General features: G+C 70.3%; 18 protein-coding genes, 2 tRNA genes and 2 pseudogenes. 15 read left to right on the forward strand and 7 right to left on the reverse strand.

All coding sequences use genetic code 11. From position 1 onward, the window contains the following. Positions 1-92 precede the first annotated feature (92 nt). Positions 93-551 (forward strand): hypothetical protein, encoded by a 459-nt coding sequence (locus tag LNW71_RS14710; RefSeq protein ID WP_250968639.1) that lies wholly within the window; start codon positions 93-95, stop codon positions 549-551. Between the two features lie 139 nt (positions 552-690). Here the strand turns inward: LNW71_RS14710 and LNW71_RS14715 are convergent. Both LNW71_RS14715 and LNW71_RS14720 read right to left on the reverse strand, forming a co-directional pair. Next, positions 691-777 (reverse strand) — tRNA-Ser (locus LNW71_RS14715). Positions 778-826: 49 nt separating this feature from the next. After that, entirely contained in the window at positions 827-2,314 is a 1,488-nt protein-coding gene (locus LNW71_RS14720) for a S1C family serine protease (RefSeq protein WP_250968640.1), read from the reverse strand. 225 nt (positions 2,315-2,539) lie between these two features. Here LNW71_RS14720 and LNW71_RS14725 point away from each other — a divergent pair, with 225 nt between their 5' ends. The 3 genes from LNW71_RS14725 (at position 2,540) to LNW71_RS14735 (ending at position 5,257) form a co-directional block, all read left to right on the forward strand. Further along, positions 2,540-3,349 (forward strand): glycerophosphodiester phosphodiesterase, encoded by an 810-nt coding sequence (locus LNW71_RS14725; RefSeq protein WP_250972008.1) that lies wholly within the window; start codon positions 2,540-2,542, stop codon positions 3,347-3,349. Between the two features lie 140 nt (positions 3,350-3,489). Further along, entirely contained in the window at positions 3,490-4,062 is a 573-nt protein-coding gene (locus tag LNW71_RS14730) for an ATP-binding protein (RefSeq protein WP_374119414.1), read from the forward strand. Between the two features lie 229 nt (positions 4,063-4,291). After that, positions 4,292-5,257, forward strand: a complete 966-nt coding sequence (locus tag LNW71_RS14735) for a DUF5926 family protein (protein WP_250968642.1) — start codon at positions 4,292-4,294, stop codon at positions 5,255-5,257. Between the two features lie 790 nt (positions 5,258-6,047). On the opposite strand, the pseudogene LNW71_RS14740 reads toward LNW71_RS14735, so the two are convergent. After that, positions 6,048-6,757: pseudogene (locus LNW71_RS14740) on the reverse strand (bifunctional DNA primase/polymerase). A 465-nt stretch (positions 6,758-7,222) separates the two neighbouring features. On the opposite strand from LNW71_RS14740, the gene LNW71_RS14745 reads away from it, so the two are divergent. Both LNW71_RS14745 and LNW71_RS14750 read left to right on the forward strand, forming a co-directional pair. After that, positions 7,223-8,710: a PP2C family protein-serine/threonine phosphatase gene (locus tag LNW71_RS14745; RefSeq protein ID WP_250972009.1), complete on the forward strand. Its 1,488-nt coding sequence runs from the start codon at positions 7,223-7,225 to the stop codon at positions 8,708-8,710. Positions 8,711-8,834: 124 nt separating this feature from the next. After that, complete coding sequence (locus LNW71_RS14750; protein WP_250968643.1) at positions 8,835-10,298, forward strand: aminopeptidase P family protein; 1,464 nt, start codon at positions 8,835-8,837, stop codon at positions 10,296-10,298. Between the two features lie 51 nt (positions 10,299-10,349). Here LNW71_RS14750 and LNW71_RS14755 read toward each other — a convergent pair whose 3' ends face one another. Further along, positions 10,350-10,937, reverse strand: a complete 588-nt coding sequence (locus tag LNW71_RS14755) for an ATP-binding protein (protein WP_250968644.1) — start codon at positions 10,935-10,937, stop codon at positions 10,350-10,352. A 260-nt stretch (positions 10,938-11,197) separates the two neighbouring features. Between LNW71_RS14755 and LNW71_RS14760 the strand changes: the two are divergent. The 9 genes and pseudogenes from LNW71_RS14760 (at position 11,198) to LNW71_RS14800 (ending at position 21,253) form a co-directional block, all read left to right on the forward strand. After that, positions 11,198-12,011 (forward strand): annotated as a pseudogene (locus LNW71_RS14760) (hypothetical protein). A 163-nt stretch (positions 12,012-12,174) separates the two neighbouring features. Further along, positions 12,175-12,915: a YcnI family protein gene (locus LNW71_RS14765; protein WP_250968645.1), complete on the forward strand. Its 741-nt coding sequence runs from the start codon at positions 12,175-12,177 to the stop codon at positions 12,913-12,915. A gap of 48 nt (positions 12,916-12,963) precedes the next feature. Continuing rightward, on the forward strand, positions 12,964-13,617 hold the full coding sequence (locus LNW71_RS14770) for an SCO family protein (RefSeq protein ID WP_250968646.1): 654 nt from the start codon (positions 12,964-12,966) through the stop codon (positions 13,615-13,617). After that, positions 13,614-14,063: a copper chaperone PCu(A)C gene (locus tag LNW71_RS14775; protein ID WP_250968647.1), complete on the forward strand. Its 450-nt coding sequence runs from the start codon at positions 13,614-13,616 to the stop codon at positions 14,061-14,063. Before LNW71_RS14770 ends, LNW71_RS14775 begins: the two co-directional genes overlap by 4 nt. Positions 14,064-14,077: 14 nt before the next feature. Continuing rightward, the gene (locus LNW71_RS14780; RefSeq protein WP_250968648.1) at positions 14,078-16,177 is read left to right on the forward strand and encodes a copper resistance protein CopC; all 2,100 of its coding nucleotides are present in this window, start codon (positions 14,078-14,080) and stop codon (positions 16,175-16,177) included. A 95-nt stretch (positions 16,178-16,272) separates the two neighbouring features. Next, a complete protein-coding gene (efeB, locus tag LNW71_RS14785; RefSeq protein WP_250972010.1) occupies positions 16,273-17,505 on the forward strand; it encodes an iron uptake transporter deferrochelatase/peroxidase subunit in 1,233 nt (410 codons plus the stop codon). A 27-nt stretch (positions 17,506-17,532) separates the two neighbouring features. Continuing rightward, positions 17,533-18,468: a prephenate dehydratase gene (gene pheA / locus LNW71_RS14790; RefSeq protein ID WP_250968649.1), complete on the forward strand. Its 936-nt coding sequence runs from the start codon at positions 17,533-17,535 to the stop codon at positions 18,466-18,468. Positions 18,469-19,169: 701 nt separating this feature from the next. Continuing rightward, positions 19,170-20,459: a serine--tRNA ligase gene (gene serS, locus LNW71_RS14795; protein WP_250968650.1), complete on the forward strand. Its 1,290-nt coding sequence runs from the start codon at positions 19,170-19,172 to the stop codon at positions 20,457-20,459. Continuing rightward, complete coding sequence (locus tag LNW71_RS14800) at positions 20,456-21,253, forward strand: HAD family hydrolase (RefSeq protein WP_250968651.1); 798 nt, start codon at positions 20,456-20,458, stop codon at positions 21,251-21,253. Before serS ends, LNW71_RS14800 begins: the two co-directional genes overlap by 4 nt. A 39-nt stretch (positions 21,254-21,292) precedes the next feature. Here the strand turns inward: LNW71_RS14800 and LNW71_RS14805 are convergent. The 3 genes from LNW71_RS14805 to LNW71_RS14815 all read right to left on the reverse strand — a co-directional run bounded on the left by LNW71_RS14805 (position 21,293) and on the right by LNW71_RS14815 (position 23,375). Then, positions 21,293-21,380: transfer RNA gene (locus LNW71_RS14805), tRNA-Ser, on the reverse strand. 289 nt (positions 21,381-21,669) lie between these two features. Beyond that, a complete protein-coding gene (locus tag LNW71_RS14810; RefSeq protein ID WP_250968652.1) occupies positions 21,670-22,365 on the reverse strand; it encodes a hypothetical protein in 696 nt (231 codons plus the stop codon). A gap of 290 nt (positions 22,366-22,655) precedes the next feature. Beyond that, the gene (locus LNW71_RS14815) at positions 22,656-23,375 is read right to left on the reverse strand and encodes an ABC transporter permease (RefSeq protein WP_250968653.1); all 720 of its coding nucleotides are present in this window, start codon (positions 23,373-23,375) and stop codon (positions 22,656-22,658) included. Positions 23,376-23,401: the final 26 nt, after the last annotated feature.

Genomic DNA, 23,401 nt, shown 5'->3' on the forward strand with positions numbered 1-23,401 from the left:
GGTGGACCGGGGGACACACCGCGCATCGTGGGCCCCCATACCGACCACGTGGGCACCCTCGCGACAATGCTCGAAAGAGACGAGGGTGCCCGATGACGGTCTTCCAGTGCCGCAGCTGCCACCGTGCGGTGACGCCGACGGTCACCGAGCGGCCCCTGCCGGACCCCGAGGGGGATGCGGGGTGGCACCGGGCGGAGGCGTCTCCCCCGGACGCGAGCGGGCACTCCGCCGAACCCGTCGTACGGATGCCGCCGGGCACGTTTGCGGTTGATCCCGATCCGTCCGGCCCACCGTACGTACTGGATGAGCCGTCCGGCTTCCTGGTGGAGTCCGGTCCGGTCGGCACCATCGTGCTCAACCCCGTCGACGGCCTCGGTCTGGAGGGGCACCCCGACATCGCGATGCGCCGCGGCTACTGCTGCGGGATGGACGGCGAATGGGGGCCCAACCTGGTGTGCACGTGCGGCGCTGTCGTCGCCACCGTCTACTCGGATTGCTATCAGGTCCAGGAACTGAGACTGCGACCCGACGCCGTGGCGCGTGAAGACTGATCGTCAGGTGGCCCGCCTGCACGCATGCCCCTTCCGTGCCCGGTCGAGCGGGAACCGACGGGGACCCACGGCTACTGACGGGGACCACGAAAAGGGAACGGCCCCCGACCGATTCACCTGGTCAGGGGCCGTTCATCTGCGGTGGGTGTGGGATTTGAACCCACGGTGACATCGCTGCCACGACGGTTTTCAAGACCGTTCCCTTAGGCCGCTCGGGCAACCCACCCCGCCTCAGCGGTCTGCGACCTGCTTCGACGAGAGGACAGCCTAGCCGGTCAGCTGTCGCCCTTGCGCTCCCCCAGGGTGACTTCGGCCGTCGCCGTCTTGCCGTCGCGCTTGTAGGTCAGCGTGACCTTGTCGCCCGGCTTGTGGGTCCAGATCTCGCCGATCAGGGTCGGGCCGCTGTCGACCACGGTGTCGTTGAACTTCGTGATGACGTCGCCCGCCTTCAGGCCCGCCCTGGCCGCGGGGCTGTCCTTCGGGACCGCGGCCGTGCCGCCCGTGCCCTGGTCCGAGATGACCGCGCCGCCGGTCTTCTCGTCCATCGTCACCGTGGCTCCGATGACGGGGTAGACCGGCTGGCCCGTCTTGATCAGCTGCTGGGCGACGTTCTTCGCCTGGTTGATCGGGATGGCGAAGCCGAGGCCGATGGAGCCCGCCTGGCTCTGGCCGGTGGAGCTGCCCGTCGACTGGATCGCCGAGTTGATCCCGATGACCGCGCCGCCGGCGCTCAGCAGCGGGCCGCCGGAGTTACCCGGGTTGATCGAGGCGTCGGTCTGCAGGGCGCTCATGTACGAGCTGCTGCCGCCGGAGCCGTCGCCGGAGGCGACCGGGCGGTTCTTCGCGCTGATGATGCCCGTGGTGACGGTGTTGGACAGGCCGAACGGGGCGCCGATCGCGATCGTCGAATCGCCGACCGCGACCTGTTCCGAGTTGCCCAGGGCCAGCGGCGTGAGGCCCTGCGGCGGGTTCTTCAGCTTGAGGACCGCGACGTCGTAGCCCTCGGCCCGGCCGACCACCTCGGCGTCGTACTTCTTGCCGTTCGAGAACGTCGCCGACAGCTGGCCGTTGTCCGCCGCGGAGGCCACCACGTGGTTGTTCGTGAGGATGTGGCCCTCCTTGTCGTACACGAAGCCGGTGCCGGTACCGCCCTCGCCGTCGCCGCCCTGCGCGTCGATCGTGACCACGCTGGGCAGCGCCTTGGCCGCGACCCCCGCGACCGTGCCCGGGTCGCGCTTGAGGTCCTGCGGATTCGTCGACGCCGCGACCGTGGTCGAAGCGGAGGAGCCGGAACTGTCGTTGCTGTCCGCCGCCCAGTACCCGAGGGCGCCGCCGACGCCGCCCGCGACGAGCGCCGCCACGGCCACCGCGGCCACCAGACCGCCGCCGCGCCGCTTGCGGGGGGCGTCGTGCGCGTGCGGCTGACCGGGCGGGCCCCACACCGGGCCGCCGCCCTGGGCGTGGTGGGCGTAGGCGGGGACGGCGGGCGGCGGCGGGGGCCAGCCCGCGTCCGCCGCCGACTGCGGCGCGGGAGGCGGCGTGTGGGCCGGAGCCCCTGTCGGGACCGGGGCCATGGGAGTGGTCGCCGGGTCATGCGCCTGGGGGACCTGCGGCTGCGTGGCCGTCACGTCCGGCTGCGGCGGGACCGCGGGCGCGCCTCCAGGAGGCCCGTGGGGAGCGTCGGCCGGCACTGGAGGTGCGGACGGAACGGACGGGGCGGCCTCGGCCGCGTTGCGCTCGTTGCCCTCGTTCTCTGTGCTCACAGCTCTTTACTCCTCGGTTCCACATCATCATTCGGCAAGAGATCCGCTGTGTACGTGTCTGGAGTCAGCTTTTCCCACAGCACGTCAGACCACTGTAAGCAGGAGCTGTGCATCTGCGCACGGCTCTTTACATCGGGCAAAACGGTCCCGCCTGGCAAGGTGTGCACGCCCACGGGCTCCCGATGACACCATGACGCGGTGACCCAAGCACGGCAGCAGCACACCATGCAGCATCCCATCCAGGTCATCGCACACCGAGGCGCGTCCGACGACGCCCCCGAGCACACCCTGGCCGCGTACCGGAAGGCGATCGAGGACGGCGCCGACGCCCTGGAGTGCGATGTACGACTCACCGCCGACGGCCATCTCGTATGCGTACACGACCGCCGGGTGAACCGCACATCCAACGGTCGCGGCGCGGTGTCCGCCCTGGAGCTCGCCGAACTCGCCGCCCTCGACTTCGGCTCCTGGAAGGACCGCGAGGAGTCGGAGTCACCGGACTGGGACCCGGTGCCGGGCGAGCTCACCTCCGTACTCACCCTGGAACGGCTGCTGGAACTGGTCGTCGAGACGAGAGCCGCCGGGCGTCCGCTCCAGCTGGCCATCGAGACCAAGCACCCGACCCGCTGGGCGGGCCAGGTCGAGGAGCGGCTGCTGCACCTGCTGAAGCGCTTCGAGCTCGACGCACCGCCGGCCGACGGCCCCTCACCGGTCCGCATCATGAGCTTCTCGGCCCGCTCCCTGCACCGCATCCAGGAAGCCTCACCGCATCTGCCCACCGTCTACCTGATGCAGTTCGTCTCGCCGCGGCTGCGCGACGGACGGCTGCCGGCCGGTGCCCGGATCGCCGGTCCCGGGATGCGGATCGTACGCAGCCACCCGGGCTACATCGACCGTCTGCACCGCGCGGGCCACCGGGCCCACGTCTGGACGGTCAACGAGCCGGAGGACGTCGAACTCTGCATTCGGCTCGGAGTGGAGGCAATCATCACGAACCGCCCGAAGCAGGTCCTGTCACAACTGGGGCGCTCTTAATATCAGCTACGGGGAGTACACCGGCGCATTCGGGCTGTATTCGATCGTTACGAGTGCGTCACTGGCAGACCGTTGGCCGGTTTCCGGCCCAGCCCAGGAGGGCATCCACTCCCTGGCGTGGGGCAAAGGAGGTCTCGGGGGTGGCGTTGGTGGTGGCACAGGAAGTGCCCACGTCGTCGAGCATGGCCGTTCCCCATGGCCCTGCGGGCGTGGGTCAGGCACGGCACCGGATGCGTGAGCAGTTGCGCAGCCACGGGGTGTCGGATTCGGTCGTCGACGATGCTGTATTGATCCTTTCCGAACTGCTCAGCAATGCCTGCCGGCACGGCAGGCCGCTGGGCCGGCACACCGACGTGGGAGACGGCGACGTGCGCGCCGCTTGGCGCGTCGACAGAACGGGCGGACTGACGGTCGAAGTGACGGACGGCGGCGGTCCGACCCGACCGGTTCCGGCCACTCCCTCGGTGACCGCGCGCGGCGGCCGGGGGCTCAACATCATCAGTGCGCTCGCCGAGGCATGGGGCGTACGCGACGACTCGTCCGGCGAGGTCACGGTCTGGGTCCTGGTCAACGAGGGCCCCGCACGCCCCGACGTCCGTGCGGGCGGACGGGGCAACGGGCGCCCGTCGGGCACCTCCGGGCTGTCAGGCGTACCCGGAGTGCCGGGGTTCGACGGGCTGGATCTCGCCGACGCCTTCGACGACGCGGGCTGACGGACGGGCCGGCGCAGGGAGCCGGCCCAGGGAACAGCGGTACGGTCTGCGGAGGACATCCGGGCAGCACCTCGGGGCGGCGCTCCCGAACTCGTGCCCGGGGGCCGCGGCGCGGCGTTCCCGCACCCCGGTGCCCACGGGCCGCCAGGGGCAGCTGCGCCCCGGACAGCGCACGGGCGGCTAGGCTCGCGGCCCAGACCGCACTGTCGCAACCGGGAGAAAGCCCACCATGGCCAAGAAGCGCCCTCAGACCAAGGCCGGGAAGCAGCAACTCAAGGACGGCGAGATCCCGGTGGTCGGGGCTCGCGAGCCCTGCCCGTGCGGTTCGGGCCGCCGCTACAAGGCCTGTCACGGCCGCGCCGCCGCCCAGGCCGTGACCGAGCTGGTCCAGCGCCCCTTCGAGGGGCTCGCCGGTGAATGCGACTGGGTCGCGCTGCGCGAGCTGGTCCCCGCCGCCACGGTCGAACTGACCCTGAAGGGCGGCCTGCCCGAGGGCGTGCCGTCCGTGACGCTCGCGACCGTGCTTCCGATGGCCTGGCCCGCGCTGCGCCGCGACGACGGTTCGGTTCTGCTCGCCCTGCAGAACGACACCTCTTCCGGCGACCTCAGCCGCGATCTCGCCGACACCCTGCACCGGGCGCTGGAGACCGAGCCCGGCTCTCCCGTCGCCGCCCGGCGCGTTCCGGCCGACGGGCCCCGGCTGCAGGACGTCCTGGACTCCGATGCGCCGTTCGCGCCCGTCGTGCACTCCGGCTTCGAATTCTGGGTGCCGGACGCGGAGAACGCCACACCCGAGGTGTCCGCGTCCCTGGAGCGTGCGAACGACGCGGCGATCCCGACCGTCCTGCTCACCGGGGGGGACGCCGCCTACTGGTGCGAGACGCCGGAGAAGAACCACCTGCGCTGGGTCATGCCGCACCCCGAGGAGCAGCTCCTCGACGCGCTCGCCCGGCTGCACGCCGCCGGCGCCTCGTCGCTCGGCGAGGGGACCCGGCTGGTCGGCTCCTTCCGTGCGCACGGCCTGATGGTCCCCGTCTGGGATCTGCCGAGTGCGATGGGGGCCGAGGACTGCGAGAAGCCCGCCGCCGTGTTCGCCGAGCGACTGGCGACGGCACTCGCGTCGGACGCGCCGCTCACCGCCGATGAGCGGCGGGCGCGCGGGGGGCTCACCAACCGCCAGGTGACCCTCAGCTGAGAGTGACCACAGCCCGGACAGTGCGGTGACTCGCGTCACAACTCCCCGTACTGACAGGTAAATCGCTGTCCGAATACGCGAGATCGAATTTGCGAACGGCAGATCTCTTGTTACCGTTCTAGAAGCCCGGTCGCTGGTGCATCCCCCGTCGCCAGCGATCGGGCATCCTCATTTCCGGGTACGGCGCACACGGCGCGCCCCGCGGCGCACGGACCGCGCACAGACCTGAGACAGGTCCCCGGACAGGCCCCTCGGCCGCCACCGCCCCCCTCACTCCGCACGGCCTCCCGACAGTCCGCGGCCGGAGTCGCGCCGGTGCCGCGTCAACGCGACGCGGACGGACTGCGGTTGAATCCGGACCCGGCAGCGGCGCCGCACAGCCGCCGGCCCGCGTCATCGGCCGGCAGACCGCGTTCGCGGCAGCCGAGCGAAAAGCTGCCGGAAGAGCATCCGGACAGGGCCGAAAAAGATCATCGAATTCTCTTCGAACCAGTTTCGGAGGGGGCATCAGAATGCCGACCCCCGACCGGCTTTGCACCGGCAGACTTTGCATGCCGGGGACGAGGCCGTGGCGGCGGCCGGCCGTCCCGGAGGGCCCGGCAGCAGTCGGTGCGGGAAAGCGGGCCGTGCGGTACGGAGACCGCACGGAAAATCGGCCCGCGAACAGAGAGGACGGACGAAATGACGCCGCCCTCACACCCGCCCAGGCATTTTCTGGTGACACCGCTCACGCGCTGCGGGCATTTCTGACGGTGCGCCGGAATACCGGTGCGATGCCACCAGCCGACCGTCAGTAGGCGAGTCGGCTTCCGCCGTCCGGCGCGCTGTTGCTCGCTTCGACCAACGCGTCCAGCACCGCACCCACATCCGGCAGCCACGGCGACGCGGCCACCCGGGCCGGCGCTCCGCCCTTCAGCCGCGGCCGGGAGACCCGGTGCGGTGCCCGCTCCCAGCGCACCTGCCCCGGACCTGTCTCGGACGGCGGAAGGATGAGATAACCCCCTCGCCGTGGAATCGCAATGAACTGGGCACCCAGTCCTGGGCGTGCAGCAGTTCGCCGAGCCGCTCAAGGGTGTACGGAGCGACCAGCAGGGACCACCGGGTCGGTGTCGCCACCACGGGCCCCAGCCGCACGCCCATCCGGTCGAGTGCGGCCAGCGCCCCGGCAGCGGCGACGGCCGGCAGGCTCAGTGCGCACGGCGCCCGCCCACCGGTGGCCAGCACGACCGGCGCGGTGGGCCGGTTCGTCCACCACCAGCGCACCATCCTCGGGTCGGTGCTCGCCGCGAGGAGTCCGGGATCGAAGGGGTGTGCGCCGGGCACGGCGCACTCGGGATCTGGGCAGGCGCAGCCACGTTCACCGCGGCTGCCGGCCGTCTGCAGCCCCACTCCCGGGAGTACCGGCCACTGCCACTCGGTGGCACAGGTCAGGGCCGCGTCGAGCTGAGCGGGCCTGTCCCGGAACCGGAGCCTGCGTCGCCTTCCGAGGATCTCGCGCATGAGCGCTCGTTCCTTTCCGTTGAACGCCGAGGGTCCGCATCACATCGCGTGTGCGGATCTTCACTGTGTGTACGTGCTCGTCGAGCCTGCGGTACGGGTGGGTCGTCGCTACCGAGCGTGAGCTGTGCTGAGCCGAATCGAGCCGGTTCCAGTCGAAACGATGGCGAGGCGCAGGGCGCGTCTCGCGCCTGCCGTCCGTGCGTACAACCTCGCCACTCGGGGGTGGGGCGTGGCCGTCACAGATGAGGACGTCCGGGCCCGCTGCCAGGTTCCGGGAGCGGTCGGAACCGCTCCTGGCCGTCTATCGATTACGTACCCAGCATGCCCGCAATGACGCGCCCCTCGGGACTTCACCCCGAGGGCACCCCCTGTCGAGCAGACCCAGTCGACCGCAAATATCTTTCGCAGGGTGCATTTTTTGGCCAAGTTAGTTGTCACATGGACACCACAAATCCCGTGGGGACAATGCTGGACATCGCCTTACTTGTGCGTGTACATGTGGATGCACTGATAGCGGCGCAGAATGACATGGGGGTTTGCGATGCTATTCGACGAAACACGCCAGTCGGAGAGCCGACGACCATGAGCGCCCCACACCTGCCGAAAGTGGCTGGAATCGATCCCACAGTTCCGGTTTCGGCGCACACTGCCGGACCTCTCTCCGAGGTGCCCGCCGCGCCCGGCGCCTTCATCCAGGACCGGCTGGCGGGCTGGGTCTCCGACCTCACCACGCTGCACGAGCTCACCGAGCGGCTGGCCAGAACCAGCACTCTGGACGACGCACTGCACGAGCTGCTCGACGCCGGGGCCGCTCTGGTGGGTGCCCGCCGCGGGCTGATCGTGTTCGAACCGTCCGACCGCCGCGGCCCCGTCAGCACCATCGGTCTCGGTCTGGCCCACGCGGAGCTCGGCCAGATCGAGACGGTGCCGCGCAGCGCCACGTCCTACGGACGCATCCTGGAAGGCCTGCCGAACCCCGAAGGCCCGCTGACCACCCCCGACCTGCTCGGTGACACCAGCCTGGACCCCCGCAGGCGCGAGGTCGCCGCCCAGCTGGGCTACGCCGCCAGCTACGCGCTGCCGATCACCACCGACCGGACGGGACGGCTCGCCGCCGCGGTCTGGCTCTACGACGAACCCGCCGAGCCGCTGGAGCGCCAGCGTCACCTGGCCGGCCTGTACACCGGGTACGCCGCCGAACACCTGGCCCGGCTGCTGGAACTGGAACGGGCCAGGACCGACGTCGCCACCGTCACCGAGGAACTCCTGCCCAGCCGGCTGCCCCGGGTCCCGGGCGTGGAGCTCGCCGTACGCCACCACGCCGCGCCCCGGGGCGGCAACGACTGGTACGACGCGCTGGCCCTGCCGGAGGGGGCGCTCGGTCTCGCCGTCGGCTCGGTGAGCGGCTCCGGGCCGAGCGCCCTGGCCGCCACGGGGCGGCTGCGCGCCAGTCTGCGGGCGTACGCGGTGATGGAGGGCGAGGACCCCGTCGCCGTACTCTCCGATCTGGAGCTCCTGCTGCGGCTGACCGAGCCCACCCGTTCCGCCACCGCTCTGTTCGCCTACTGCGAGCCCGCCCGCCGCAAGATCGTGCTGGCCGGGGCCGGGCACACCCCGCCGCTGATCATCGGCGACCGGCGTACCGAATTCGTCGAGACCACCCTGTCCGCGCCGCTGGGCATGCTCGCCTGCTGGGAGGCGCCGAGTGTGGAGATCACGCCCGCACCCGGCGAGACCGTGCTGCTGTACACCGACGGCCTGCTGCACCGTGCGGGCGACTCGATGGACCGGGCGTTCGCACGGCTCCACTCGGCGGCGGCGAGTGTGCCCAAGGCGCTGCGCCACGACGCCGCGTCGGTCGCCGACCATGTGCTGCGCACCGTGCTCCCCGACGGGCCCGGCCAGGACGACGGCACCGAGGACGTGGTTCTGCTGGCGGCCCGGTTCGACTGAGCCACCCTCCGCTCCCGCGGCGCGGCGGGGCGATCCTTGTGTAAGAGGTCTTCCGGCCCTGGGCCCCCTTCCGTACGCCCGTACGATGGAGGGGGCCCAGTGTCGTACCAAGGAGAGACAAGTCGTGTCTGAGGAGCTCATCCCGGAGAACCCGGAGACCGAAGAGGCAGAGCCGGTCAAGCAGCGGAAGAACGGCCTTTACCCGGGCGTATCCGACGAGCTCGCCGCGAGCATGAAGTCCGGCTGGGCCGACACCGAGCTGCAGGGGCTGGAGCCGATCGCGCAGGCCGGGCACACCGCGGACCGCCGCGCCGCGCTCTCCGCACGCTTCCCCGGCGAGCGGCTGGTCATCCCCGCCGGCCGGCTGAAGACCCGTTCCAATGACACCGAGTACGCCTTCCGTGCCTCCACCGAGTACGCGTACCTCACCGGTGACCAGACGCAGGACGGCGTCCTCGTCCTGGAGCCGAAGGACGACGGCCACGAGGCGACGGTCTACCTGCTGCCGCGCTCGAACCGGGAGAACGGCGAGTTCTGGCTCGACGGCCAGGGCGAGCTGTGGGTCGGCCGCCGCCACTCCCTCACCGAGGCCGAGCAGCTGCTCGGCATCCCGGCGAAGGACGTACGGGAACTGCCCGCCGCGCTCACCGAGGCCACCGGCCCGGTCCGTAACGTCCGCGGCCACGACTCCGGCATCGAGGCGGCGCTGACCGACAAGGTCACCGCGGAGCGCGACGAGGAGCTGCGGGTCTTCCTCTCCGAGGCCCGCCTGGTCAAGGACGCCTTCGAGATCGCCGAGCTGGCGAAGGCCTGCGACATCACCGCGCGCGGCTTCGAGGACGTCGTGAAGGTCCTCGACAAGGCCGAGGCTACGAGCGAGCGCTACATCGAGGGAACGTTCTTCCTGCGCGCCCGCATCGAGGGCAACGACATCGGCTACGGCTCGATCTGCGCCGCGGGCCCGCACGCCACCACCCTGCACTGGGTGCGCAACGACGGCGCGGTGCGCTCCGGCGAACTGCTGCTGCTGGACGCCGGCGTGGAGACCAACGACCTCTACACCGCCGATGTGACCCGCACCCTTCCCATCAACGGCACGTTCACGCCGCTGCAGCGGAAGATCTACGACGCGGTGTACGAGGCGCAGGAGGCCGGCATCGCCGCGGTGAAGCCCGGCGCCGACTACCGCGACTTCCACGACGCCGCACAGCGTGTCCTGACCGAGAAGCTCGTCGAGTGGGGTCTGCTCGGGGACCTCTCCGTGGACAAGGTCCTGGAGCTGGGTCTGCAGCGCCGCTGGACCCTGCACGGCACCGGTCACATGCTCGGCATGGACGTCCACGACTGTGCCGCCGCGCGGACCGAGTCGTACGTCAACGGAACGCTGGAGCCCGGGGTCTGCCTCACCGTCGAGCCCGGTCTCTACTTCCAGGCGGACGACCTGACCGTGCCGCAGGAGTACCGCGGCATCGGCGTCCGGATCGAGGACGACATCCTCGTCACCGAGGACGGCAACCGGAACCTCTCGGACAAGCTGCCGCGCCGCGCCGACGAGGTCGAGGCCTGGATGGCCCGGCTCAAGGGCTGACCTGCCGTCGGCCGGTTCCCGGCCGCCGACGAGCGCCGGAGGGCGCCCTGCTCAGGACACCATGAGCAGGGCGCCCTCCCGCCATTTCAGGACCTTGTCGAAGCTCACCACCGCGCCGCCGTGCCCCGGCCGGTTGCCGAAGTGGACGTGGTCGGCGAGCTGCTCGATCAGGCAGAGGCCCCGCCCGTCCTCGGCGGTGAGCGGCGGGTGTTCGTCCGGCCGGCGTTCGTACTTCTGCGATTCGGCCCGCTGGGGTTCGTACTGCTCGGCTTCCTGCTGGTGCGGTGGGTATTGCTGTGCGGCGTCGCGAAGGGCAGGGCGGGCGGGGAAACCGGGCCCTGAGTCGGCGACTTCGATGCGGCATTTCTCGCCGTCCAGATACGCGGTGACCCGGTACTGCCCGCAGGCTCTGCCGGACAGCTCCTCCCACGCGTCCCAGGTCTGCCCGGTATCGCCGGGGCCGCCGTGGGACCCGCCGTGCTCGACGGCGTTCGCACAGGCTTCGCTGAGCGCGACCGACAGGTCGAAGGAGATGTCCGGGTCCACGCCCGCGGTTTCCATCGTGCCGAGCAGGAAACGACGGGCGAGCGGAACGCTCGCAGCTTCGCGCCGCAAATGGAGTGACCACCAAATGCTCATGCTCCAGCCTCCTGGCTGCGGCTCGACATACCGATACGTATTGCCGCCCTGGACCGTTCGTAAGCACAGACGGGATGTGAGACCGCTCATTCGGCGGATACCCGCAATCACCGCACCTGTGTATGACCTGCCCACAGCGGCCGTTTTCGCCCCCCGTCCGTAACCGCTCCAACGGCCCGGCTCGCAGCCAATCGGGCGGAAGGTGACCTTCCGGACCTGCCGTACGGGGGCCCTGGGCGCAGTGCGATGATGACCCGGCCATGTCTACGTCTGTGGGACGCGCCGGAGCCGGTCTGCGGCTGTTGAGGGCCGCGGTGTTCGCCGCGGTCTGCGTCGCGTTGTCCGCGGCCGGACACACCATGGCCTCCTGCGCGGCGGTCCCCGGGTGGACACTGCTCGCGGCATTTCTCGCAGTCCTCGCGGTGGCGGTCCCGCTCGCCGGACGTGAACGCTCCCTGCCGTCCATCGCCGCGGCGCTGGCCGGCGGACAGATCGCCCTGCACACCCTCTTCGGCGTCGGCACGCACACCGCCACGCCGCAGGCTCCGGGCGGCGAGGACGCGCTGATCCGGTTCGCGGCAGGCCTCGTCTGCGGGGCGGGCCCGGAGCAGCTGAACGCCGCCGACGCCCATCGCATCGTCACCACCGCGGGCATCGACCCGGCAGCGGTGACCGGTCAGGCCCACCAGCACATGGCCACCGCCCCCTCCGCCGGCCTGCCCGGCAGCTGGGCCGCCGTCGCCGGAATGCTGCCCAGCCTGCCCATGCTGCTCGGCCACCTGCTGGCCGCGCTGGTCACCGGCTGGCTGCTGCGGCGCGGCGAGATCGCCCTGTTCCGGATCGCCCGGCTGTCGGCGCACGGCGCCCAGCAAGTGGCGGCCGGGGCCCGGCTGCGGGCGCTGCGGGCGGCACTCGTCCTGGTGGCCGCGCTGCGCGCCGGTCTTCCCGCCGGCCCGACGACCGGGCCGTGCACCCCCGTACGGCCGCCGACACACCGGCCCCGGACACCGGGGATCCCTGCAGCACATGGTGATCAGGCGCGGGCCGCCACCCGTATTCACTCTCGCAGCCTGACGCGACACCCTCCACGCGAAGCACGCGCGATCCTGGCGGGCACCTCTCCGGTGCCGGTTCGGGTCCGCGCGCACACCGCTCGTGAGGAAGAGGTGTCGCGATGCCGTCGCGCACCCGCGCGCCGGAGCACCTTTTCCTTCGTGCCTTGTGGAGTGATCCCTTCATGAACGTTTCCCGCATCGCCCTCGCCGGCGGCGTCGCCGCGACCACCGTGCTGCTCCTCGCCGGTACGGCCTCCGCGCACGTCAGCGTCCAGCCGCAGGGCGAGGCCGCCAAGGGCGGTTACGCCGTCATCAACTTCAAGGTTCCCAACGAGCGCGACGACGCCTCGACGACCAAGCTCGAAGTGAACCTTCCGACGGACCACCCGCTGGCTTCCGTCCAGCCGCAGCCCGTGCCCGGCTGGGACATCAAGGTCACCACGAGCAAGCTGGCCAAGCCGCTCGACATGCACGGCAAGAAGATCAACGAGGCCGTCTCCAAGGTCACCTGGACCGCGGACGGCGGCAAGATCGAGCCCGGCCGCTTCCAGCAGTTCCCGCTCTCCGTCGGCCAGCTCCCCGAGGACGCCGACCAGCTGGTGTTCAAGGCCATCCAGACGTACGACGACAAGGAAGTCGTCCGCTGGATCGAGGAGCAGAAGGACGGGGCGGAAGAGCCCGAGAGCCCCGCGCCGGTGCTCAAGCTGACGGCTGCCTCCGACGACGCGCACGGCGCCGCCGCGGCCACCGGCTCCGACGACAAGAGCGGCGCCGCCGACCACGCGAAGGACGAGAAGACGACCGCTTCGGCGTCCTCCTCCTCCAGCGACACCACGGCCCGCGTCCTCGGCATCCTCGGCATCGTCATCGGCGTCGCGGGGGTCGCCTTCGGCGTCCTGGCCGGCCGTCGGCGTACCGCCTGATCACCCAAGCCCCACCCGCCACACCGACCCATCAGGAATCAGTGCTCCATGGTTAAGAAGTCTGTGCTGGCCGCGGCGCTCGTCGCCGCGGCCGCACTCTCCCTGTCCGCCTGCGGCGGCAGTGACAACGACAGCAAGAAGCCGGTCGCCGACGTCTCGGTGGAAGCGAAGACCAAGGCCGCGACGGTGCTCGACCAGCCGTTCACCAAGCCGGATCTCGTCCTGACCGACACCCACGGCAAGAAGTACGACCTGCGCGAGAAGACCAAGGGCAAGCCGACGCTCATCTACTTCGGCTACACCAACTGCCCCGACGTCTGCCCGCTCATCATGAGCAACATCGCGATCGCCAAGAAGTCCCTCCCCGCAGCCGACCGGGACAAGCTCCAGGTCGTCTTCGTCACCACCGACCCCGACCGGGACACCCCGTCCTCGCTGGGCAGCTGGCTCAAGTCGCAGGACCCCTCCTTCACCGGTCTCACCGGCGACTTCCCGACCATCCAGGCGGGTGCCCGGCAGATCGGCATCGGGATCGACCCGCCGAAGAAGGAGAAGGACGGCACGATCGTGTCGATGCACGGCTCGCAGGTCATCGCGTTCTCCCCGAAGACCGACAAGGGGTACGTGCTGTACAGCGAGGACACCACTCCGGACGACTACACCAAGGATCTCCCCAAGATCATCAAGGGGGAGAACCCGTGAACCGCCGCACCACCCTCGCCGGCGTCCTGGCCCTCACCACGGGGCTGACGCTGGCGGGGTGCTCCTCCGCCGGCAGCAAGCCGGAACTGAAGGTCATCGGCGCGTTCATGCCGCAGCCCGTAAACGACATGGCCGCAGCCTTCCTCGTCGTGGAGAACAGCGGCGGCAGCTCCGACCGGCTCACCTCGGTCACCAGCCCGCTCTCGGACGACGTCACGATCCACGAGACGAAGAACCAGGCGATGCGCATGGTGACATCCTTCGCCGTGCCCGCGGGCGGTGAGCTCGACCTGGAACGCGGCGGAAACCACATCATGTTCATGAAGCTCAAGCAGCAGCCCAAGCAGGGCGAGAAGGTGTCCGTGGAGCTGCACTTCGAGAAGGCCGGCCCCATCAAGGTCGACCTTCCCGTGAAGGAGACCACCCACAACCCGAAGAAGCAGTGAGGGACTGACAGACCATGACAGCCACCGCCCCGCCCTTCGGGCCGCCCCCGTCCGAACCCGCCATACGCCGGCCGCTCGCCGCGGCCGGGCTCCTCGCCGCCCTGGTCGGCATGGTGTTCGGTCTGCTGCTGGCCGTCGCGGGCCCCGCGTCGGCTCACGCCGCACTCACCGGGAGCGATCCGCAGGACGGGGCGGTGGTCGCCACCGCCCCCAAGCAGGTCACGCTGACCTTCTCCGAACAGGTCGCCATGGGTGAGGGATCCATCCGGATCCTGGACCCCGGCGGCAAGCGCGCCGACACCGAAGGCGCCCCGCTCGATCTGCACAGCGGCTCCACCGTGAAGTACGGCGTCCCGCTGCACGCCGGTCTGCCCGACGGCACCTACACCGTCGCCTGGCAGGCCGTCTCCGCCGACAGCCACCCGGTCTCCGGCGCGTTCACCTTCTCCATCGGCGCCCCCTCGAAGACCAGCGTCGCCCTCCCGGACAACGAGGCCGGGGGCGGCCTCGTCGGCGCGCTCTACGGCATCGCGCGCTACGCCGCGTACGCCGGGTTCATCGTGCTCGTGGGCGGCGCCGCCTTCGTACTGGCCTGCTGGCAGCGCGGGGCGGGCGCGCGCCCGCTGCAGCGCCTCGTCGTGCGCGGCTGGATGACCCTCACCGCTGCCACCCTCGCCATGCTGTTGCTGCGCAGCCCCTACACGGGTTCCGGAAAGCTCGCCGACGCCCTCGACCTCGACGGTCTGAAGGCCGTCCTCGACACCAAGCCCGGCGCCGCGCTCGTCTCACGGCTGCTGCTGCTCGGCGCCAGTGCGCTGTTCATCGCGGTGCTGTTCGGGGCGTACGCCAAGCGCGAGGACGAACGCGAGAAGAAGGACCTCACCTTCGGCCTCTCCCTCGGCGGCGCGGTCATCGCCGCCGGTATCGCCGGTACCTGGGCCCTCGCCGAGCACGCGTCGACCGGGATCCAGCCGGGCATCGCCATGCCGGTCGACGTGCTCCATCTGCTGGCCGTCGCGACCTGGCTGGGCGGGCTGAGTGCCCTGCTGGTCGCGCTCTACCGCACACCCGGCATCACCACCGCCGCGGTGCGGAGCTTCTCCCGGATCGCGTTCGGCAGCGTGCTCGTGATCACCGCGACCGGGATCTACCAGTCCTGGCGCCAGCTCGGTTCGTGGTCCGCGCTGACCGGCACGGGGTACGGGCAGCTCCTGCTCGTGAAGGTGGGGCTCGTCGCCGTTCTGGTCGGGGTCGCCTGGATCTCGCGCCGGTGGACGGCGCGGCTGGCGGGGGAAAGTACCTCTCCGGCCGCGGTGGACAGCGACACGGACAGCGATACGGACACGGGCCGGGGAATCGACGCGGAGGCCGGCCCGGAAGGCGACCGCGTGGAGGCCTTCGCACAGGCCGGCTTGACTCAGGCCGGCTCCGCACAGACCCCCGCCGCACAGACCCCCGCCGCGCAGACCGACGGCGCGCAGGACGAAGCGGGCGCACGCGCAGAGGCTTCGGACGACGAGGAAACGGCTGAGGCCGAGGACCCCGCGCGGGCCACCCAGCTCGCCCGGCAGCGGGCCGCCGTGGCAACCGCCGAGAAGAAGCGGGTACGTGATGCCGACCCCGACCGCTCCGGCCTCCGCCGCTCGGTGCTGGCTGAAGTCGGTGTCGCGGTGGCGCTGCTCGCGGTGACCACCATCCTGACCTCGACCGAGCCCGGCCGGACCGAGGAGGAAGCGCGCACCTCGGCCCCGGCCGCCGCGCCCGCGGCGAGCGGTCCCGTCAACCTCACGCTGCCCTTCGACACCGGCGGCAAGAACGGCAAGGGAACGGTCAGGATGGACCTCGACCCGGGACACACCGGAGCCAACGTGGTCCACCTCTGGATCGACGACATCGACGGGAAGGCCATGGACGTCCCCGAGGTGAAGCTTGCCTTCACCCTGAAGTCCAAGGACATCGGCCCGCTCCCCGCCCTCCCGGTCCGGCTGACCGAGGGGCACTGGACGTCCTCCGGCATCCAGATCCCGATCGCGGGCGACTGGAACGTCGCGGTGACCGTGCGGACGTCGGACATCGACCAGACGACGGTCGACAAGAACGTGAAGATCGGCTGAGCAGGATCGTGAGCGAACGCAGCACAAGCAACAGGAACAGGCCGGTCACCGGTGACGCCGACGCCCCGGCCACCGGCGCCCTCTCCCGGCGACGGCTGCTCGGCACCGCCGGCGCGGCCGGGGCCGCCGGACTGGTGCTCGGGGCGGCCGGTGGTGCGACCGGCTACGCCGCGACGCGGGACGAGGCGCCGACCCCACTGGCCTCCGTCGGCTCCACCGAGGTGATGTTTCACGGGAAACATCAACCGGGGATCACCACCCCGCTCCAGGCGAACGGCCATCTCGTCGCCTTCGACCTCGCCCCCGGCGCCGGGCGGAAGGAGGCGGCCGCCCTGATGCGCCGCTGGTCCACCGTGGCGCAGCGGCTGATGGCCGGCGAACCCACCGCCGGCGGAGCAGCTGACGGCACGGGGCACGACACCGGCATCGCTCTGGATGCCGGCCCCTCCTCCCTGACCGTCACCTTCGGCTTCGGGGCCACCTTCTTCGAACGCACGGGCCTGGTCGGCCACCGGCCGCCGGGACTCGACCCGCTGCCGCCGTTCTCCGCCGACCACCTCGACACCGCCCGCTCCGACGGCGATCTGTGGGTGCAGATCGGCGCCGACGACGCGCTCGTCGCGTTCCACGCACTGCGAGCCGTACAGAAGGAGGCCGCTTCGACGGCCGGCGTGCGCTGGCAGATGAACGGCTTCAACCGCACCCCCGGCGCCACCGCCGAGCCGATGACCACCCGGAACCTGATGGGCCAGATCGACGGCACCGGCAATCCGAAACCGGCCGACAGCGACTTCGACCGGCGCATCTTCGTCCCGGCCCGGGACGGCGACGCGAAGTACGAATGGCTGGCCGGCGGCTCGTACGCGGTCGTCCGGCGGATCAGGATGCTGCTCGACGACTGGGAGAAGCTCCCGGTGGAGCGCCAGGAACGGGTCATCGGCAGGCGCAAGGCGGACGGCGCCCCGCTGAGCGGCGGCACCGAGACCACCGCGATGGACCTCGACAAGGCCGGCCCCGACGGCAAGCTGCTGATCCCCGACAACGCGCACGCCCGGATCTCCTCCCCCGAGCGCAACAGCGGGGCGGCCATGCTGCGCCGCCCGTTCTCGTACCACGACGGCCTCGCCCCGGACGGCACCCCGGACGCCGGTCTGCTGTTCATCTGCTGGCAGGCCGATCCCCTGCGGGGCTTCGTACCGGTGCAGCGCAAACTCGACCGGGGCGACGCCCTGTCGCCGTTCCTGCGCCATGAGGCGAGCGGCCTCTTCGCGGTGCCGGGAGGCGCTGCGGCCGGGGAGTACGTGGGTCAGCGGCTGTTGGAGTCCTGAGCCACCACGGCCCATTAGGGTGACGGTATGTCCGCCACGCGCTACGCCTATCTCGGCCCCGAGGGCACCTTCACCGAGGTCGCCCTCCGTACGCTCCCGGAAGCCGCCACCCGCGAACTCGTCCCGATGGTCTCCGTACCGGCGGCTCTGGACGCGGTACGGAACGGCACGGCAGCCGCGGCACTCGTCCCCATCGAGAACTCCGTCGAGGGCGGCATCACCACCACCCTCGACCAGCTGACCAGCGGTGAACCGCTGATGATCTATCGCGAGGTGCTGCTCTCCATCACCTTCGCGCTGCTCGTCCGTCCCGGCACCAAGCTGTCCGACGTCAAGACGGTCACCGCGCACCCGGCCGCGCAGCCGCAGGTCCGCAACTGGATGGCCGCCCATCTCCCGCAGGCCGTATGGGAGTCGGCGGCGTCCAACGCGGACGGTGCGCGCCTCGTGCAGGAGGGGCGCTACGACGCCGCGTTCGCCGGTGAGTTCGCCGCGGCGACCTACGGTCTCGAACCGCTGGTCACCGAGATCCATGACGCGGAGAACGCCCAGACCCGCTTCGTGCTGGTGGGCCGCCCGGCCCGGCCGTCGGCGCCGACCGGTGCCGACAAGACCTCCGTGGTCATCTGGCTCGGGGACGACCATCCCGGTGCGCTGCTCGAACTGCTCCAGGAGTTCGCGGTGCGCGGGGTGAACCTGATGCTGATCCAGTCCAGGCCGACGGGCGCGGGTATCGGGAACTACTGCTTCGCGGTGGACGCCGAGGGCCATATCTCCGACCGCCGGGTGGGCGAGGCGCTGATGGGGCTGAAGCGGATCTGCCCGAATGTCCGCTTCCTCGGCTCCTATCCGCGGGCCGGCGTGACGCCCGCGGACGTGAGCCCGCTGCGGGCGGGTACGTCGGACGCGGAGTTCACGGTGGCGTCCGACTGGCTGGCCCGGAACCAGGACGGGCGAGCCTGACGGCTGCCCGGTCCGAAGGGCCGGGTCTGCTGACAGCGGGGGAGGCAGTCGCGCGGCCCGGCACGAGTCGCGGCGAAGGTGCGCGGCCCGGCACGAGTCGCGGCGCAGCCATGTGGCCCGGCGTGGATCGCAGGCACAGCCGCGCGCCCAGCATCCCGGTGCGATCAGCGGATTGTCTCCACCCACAGAGTTATCCACAGGCGCACGTCTCGACCTGGGGACAAGTCGACACCACAACACGACATAGTCGACAAATCTCCTCAGTCCGCCCAGACCCATCCACAGGCCTGCAGGACCCCAGGTGTCACCTCAATTCCGTTGATCAACTCCTTAGGACGAGGAATTCCCACCCGAACGAGCGTGTGAGGCGGGTTTGAAGTGCGATTCCACAAGCCGCGATGCGGCTTTCGGAATGATCTCTTCCGTGTCCACAGACTTTCCTCACAGCCTGTGGATAACTTTTACGCACCACCCCACCCTGTGGACAAGCGCCCGCCAACTCCCCTTCCAGACAAGGGTCGTACGTCAAGACGCGCAGGGCCTTCTGCCCTGTTTAGGGGAATAGAGCCCATCTATTGACGGCGACACCCGACGCCGGCCGAGCATTCCCCCAGCATTACCAATACCGGCAATTCGGGCAAAGTGACACGCTTAGTGATATCGGTTCGAGCGGGGGAAGCCGACACCGGTAGCCTGGAGGGGTGATTGACCTTCGCCTGCTTCGTGAGGACCCCGACCGTGTTCGCGCCTCCCAGCGCGCCCGTGGAGAGGACGTCGCACTCGTCGACGCCCTTCTCTCCGCCGACGAACGGCGCAGGTCGTCCGGGGTCCGGTTCGACGAACTCCGTTCCGAGCAGAAATCGCTCGGCAAGCTCATCCCCAAGGCCTCTCCGGAGGAGCGCGCCGAACTCCTCAAGAAGGCTGAGCAGCTCAAGGTCGACGTCAAGGCGGCCGACGCGGCGCAGGGCGAGGCCGACGAGGAGACCAAGAGCCTGCTGCTGCGCCTCGGCAACATCGTCCACGAGGACGTGCCGGTCGGCGGCGAGGAGGACTTCGTCGTCCTGGAGACGCACGGCACCATCCGCGATTTCGGTGCCGAGGGCTTCGCGCCCAAGGACCACCTGGAGATCGGCGAGGCGCTCGGCGCGATCGACATGGAGCGCGGCGCCAAGGTGTCCGGCTCGCGCTTCTACTACCTGACCGGCGTCGGCGCACTGCTGGAGCTCGCCCTGGTCAACGCGGCGATCGCCCAGGCCACCGAGGCCGGTTTCATCCCGATGCTCACCCCGGCGCTGGTCCGCCCGCGCGCCATGGAGGGCACCGGATTCCTCGGCCAGGCCGCGGAGAACGTGTACCACCTGGAGAAGGACGACTACTACCTGGTCGGCACCTCCGAGGTACCGCTCGCGGCGTACCACATGGACGAGATCATCGACGCGGACAAGCTGCCGCTGCGCTACGCCGGCTTCTCCCCGTGCTTCCGCCGCGAGGCCGGTACGTACGGCAAGGACACCCGTGGCATCTTCCGGGTCCACCAGTTCGACAAGGTCGAGATGTTCTCCTACGTCGACCCGGCGGACGCCCAGGCCGAGCACCAGCGCCTGCTGGACTGGGAGAAGCAGTGGCTGACGGCTCTCGGACTGCCCTTCCAGGTGATCGATGTGGCCACCGGCGACCTGGGGGCCTCGGCCTCCAGGAAGTTCGACTGCGAGGCGTGGATCCCGACCCAGGGCAAGTACCGCGAGCTGACCTCCGCGTCCAACTGCGACGGGTTCCAGGCCCGTCGGCTCTCCGTACGGATGCGTGACACCCGCGACGGCAAGAAGGTCCTCCAGCCGCTGTCCACGCTGAACGGCACGCTCTGCGCCGTACCGCGCACCATCGTGGCGATCCTGGAGAACCACCAGCTTGCCGACGGTTCGGTACGGGTGCCCGAGGTGCTCCGTCCGTACCTGGGCGGCCGTGAGGTTCTGGAGCCGGTCGCCAAGTGACCTTTCCCTACAAGCTCGTCGCGACCGATCTCGACGGCACGCTGCTGCGTGACGACGACACGGTTTCCGGGCGCACGCGCGAGGCACTGGCCGCGGTCACCGCGGCCGGTGCGGCGCACATCATCGTCACCGGCCGCGCGGTCCCGTGGACCCGTCACATCCTGGACGACCTGGGCTACCAGGGCCTCGCGGTCTGCGGCCAGGGCGCGCAGGTCTACCACGCGGGCGAGCACAAGCTGCTGACCTCGTTGACGCTGGACCGGCAGCTCGCCGGTCTCGCCCTGTCCAAGGTCGAGGCCGAGATCGGTCCGCTGGCGCTGGCCGCCAGCCGCGACGGGCTCGACGGCGAGGTGCTGGTCGGCCCGGGCTACCGCGTGCAGGAGGGCCCGCTGCCGGCGGTCTTCGTCAAGGACCCGGCCGAGCTGTGGTCCGCTCCGCTGAACAAGGTCTACATACAGCATCCTGATCTGGGCGACGACGCGCTGGCGAAGGCCGCGCGGGCGGCGGTCGGCAATCTGGTCGACGTGGTCATGGCCGGCCCGGGCGTCGTGGAGATCCTGCCGCTGGGGCTCAGCAAGGCCACCGGCCTCTCGCTGGCCGCACGCCGGCTGGGTGTGAAGGCGGCGGACACGATCGCCTTCGGTGACATGCCCAACGACATCCCGATGTTCGCCTGGTCGCGGCACGGAGTGGCGATGGCCAACGCACACGAGGATCTGAAGGCCGTGGCCCACGAGATCACCGCGTCGAACGAGGACGACGGCATCGCCGTGGTCCTGGAACAGCTGGTCTAGAACAGTCCGCGGAACGGGGCGGCGGGCAGGGCGCTGCGGCGGAGGATGCGCGGATCGAACGCGCGCGGGGCTTTCGGCCCCGACGACGGCTTAGCAAGCCGCTGCCTTACCACTCGGCCAATCCTCCGGGAGGGCGGCCGCACGCGATGCGCGTGCACGGCCGCCCGGGCGTGCGCATCGAAGCGGCTCGGCGGAGCAGTCGCTGACTACTCCGGAGCCCGCTCGGGCACGCCCTGATGGGAGCTCGGACTCTCGGTCATCGCCGCGCTCCTCTCCCGGTCTGTGGCGTCGATCCCGGCGGCTGCCGTACCGACCACTGTGCCGCGCCCCGCTGCCCGGTACCACTCATTTACGGGTGGCGGACGGCACCGGACACCGGGGCTTCTCTCAGCGGTCCTGTCGTCGGCTCAGGGCTCTCAGCGGTTCCTGTTGCGGCGGCTCAGGTCCTTCAGGTTGCGTGCCAGCTCGTCCATCCGTCCGTCGAGCCGGACGAGGTCCTCGGACACCCCGCCCAGTCGCACGCTCATGGCACCGATCACCTGGTGCGTGACCTCCAGCCTCCGGTCGAGGCTGTCGAGGCGGAGCGACATCCGGTTGAGGACCGGCCCCAGCTCCTGCAGGGCGGTGCCCACTCCGGCCAGGCAGCTTTCGACCCGGGTCACGCGGTGTTCGAGCGAGGCGTACCCCGCCCGCAGGTCCTGCTCGGCGTCGAGGAGATACGTACGGACGCAGCGCGCGATGTCGCTGTCGCGAAGAAGCATCGCGACGTTGAGGACGGTCCTGCGGGTGTAGAGGGTGAGCTGCGCGTGAGCCTGTGGATAACTTTCACCCTGCCCGCCGTCTAATAGGGACACCATGTCCCTATTAAAGACACGCAGGTCAGAGCCACGCAGCAGCCTGAGCCCGTTCTCCTCCATCTCTGCTCGGTGGCGCTGGGTCACCTTTTTGACGACCTCTGTGGATACTTCGAAGTACCGGGCCACGTCCTCGGTGCGAACGTGAACCCCGTCGGGGAGCATGACAAGGCTCTTCACCTTGTCGAGGGCGTCGACGCGCCCCATCTGTTCGACGCGCAGGGTGCGCGATTCGAGCAGGGCGACTTCCGTGAGCATGGGCGTGCCTTCCGATCGTGAAATCCGGTGCTGGACAGACAGCCCTGTCCCCGGGCTTCGGGGGCGGAGGACGCTCACGGTTGCCACTCACTCAATGACCGACCGGCGGGGGTTCCCTCACCGCATCGGCTATCCCTGATTTCACGAAAGCTACGAAGCCACAGATTCCAGTTGCCTCCACGCGACATGAACAACGAACCGATAACCGTACAGTCACGCGTAAGACTGTCCGACATGCGACAACCCCCGCCCGATGGGCAGGGGTTGTCGCATCGCAGGGACGCCTGTGCTCACTCCTCGCCGGCGAGCTTCAGGGTGCGCAGCTTCTGGCCCGCGTACCAGGTCGCCGCGACGGTGACCGCGATCAGCAGCACCGTCGCGAGCGGCAGCCCGACGTCGGAGGTGATGGCGCCGCCCCCGCCGACCTTCTCGGCCAGGGCGAGCGACCACTGCTGGACGCTGAGCGTGCGGGCGCCGGGTACCAGGCTGCCGAAGAGGGCCTCCCACACCAGCGCGTAGACGAGTCCGAGGACCACCGCGTGCCGGCTGACCGTCCCGAGGAGCAGGAACAGCGCGCTGTAGGCGATCGAGGCGACGAGGGCGGCGATCGTGTAAGCCACCGCGATCTGCTGGCCGTTGCCGTTCAGGATCAGTCCGGCGATCAGGGTCGGCACCGCCGAGAACACCATCGTCACGGCGATCGCCACGATCAGCTTGGTGAAGATGATCGTCGGCCGGGTCACCGGCTTGGCCAGCAGATAGACGATCGAGCCGTCGTCGATCTCGGGCCCGATCGCCCCGGTGCCGGCGATCACACCGATCAGCGGCACCATGGTGGCGATGGCGAAGCCGCCCAGCACGTCCGAGGCGACCTGGTCATCGGCACCGGCGAACATCCGTACCGCCACCGCGATGATCACCAGAAGTGCGGGCAGGACGAAGAGGATGGCGGCCCGGCGCCGGCCGAGCAGGGCCCGGTAGGTGAGCCGGGCGACTGTGGGGTCGTACATGACGCTTCACAGCTCCTTTCAGGCCA

This window comes from Streptomyces sp. RKAG290, from assembly GCF_023701695.1.
In the GTDB taxonomy this organism is placed as follows: Bacteria; Actinomycetota; Actinomycetes; order Streptomycetales; family Streptomycetaceae; genus Streptomyces.

Excerpts from the sequence above, each read along its gene's own strand:
- LNW71_RS14765 (WP_250968645.1), top strand. The coding sequence starts at position 12,175 with ATGAACGTTTCCCGCATCGCCCTCGCCGGCGGCGTCGCCGCGACCACC.
- LNW71_RS14815 (WP_250968653.1), bottom strand. The coding sequence starts at position 23,375 with ATGTACGACCCCACAGTCGCCCGGCTCACCTACCGGGCCCTGCTCGGC.
- LNW71_RS14725 (WP_250972008.1), top strand. The coding sequence starts at position 2,540 with ATGCAGCATCCCATCCAGGTCATCGCACACCGAGGCGCGTCCGACGAC.
- LNW71_RS14745 (WP_250972009.1), top strand. The coding sequence starts at position 7,223 with ATGCTGGACATCGCCTTACTTGTGCGTGTACATGTGGATGCACTGATA.
- LNW71_RS14710 (WP_250968639.1), top strand. The coding sequence starts at position 93 with ATGACGGTCTTCCAGTGCCGCAGCTGCCACCGTGCGGTGACGCCGACG.
- pheA (WP_250968649.1), top strand. The coding sequence starts at position 17,533 with ATGTCCGCCACGCGCTACGCCTATCTCGGCCCCGAGGGCACCTTCACC.
- LNW71_RS14780 (WP_250968648.1), top strand. The coding sequence starts at position 14,078 with ATGACAGCCACCGCCCCGCCCTTCGGGCCGCCCCCGTCCGAACCCGCC.
- LNW71_RS14755 (WP_250968644.1), bottom strand. The coding sequence starts at position 10,937 with ATGAGCATTTGGTGGTCACTCCATTTGCGGCGCGAAGCTGCGAGCGTT.
- LNW71_RS14810 (WP_250968652.1), bottom strand. The coding sequence starts at position 22,365 with ATGCTCACGGAAGTCGCCCTGCTCGAATCGCGCACCCTGCGCGTCGAA.
- LNW71_RS14735 (WP_250968642.1), top strand. The coding sequence starts at position 4,292 with ATGGCCAAGAAGCGCCCTCAGACCAAGGCCGGGAAGCAGCAACTCAAG.
- LNW71_RS14770 (WP_250968646.1), top strand. The coding sequence starts at position 12,964 with ATGGTTAAGAAGTCTGTGCTGGCCGCGGCGCTCGTCGCCGCGGCCGCA.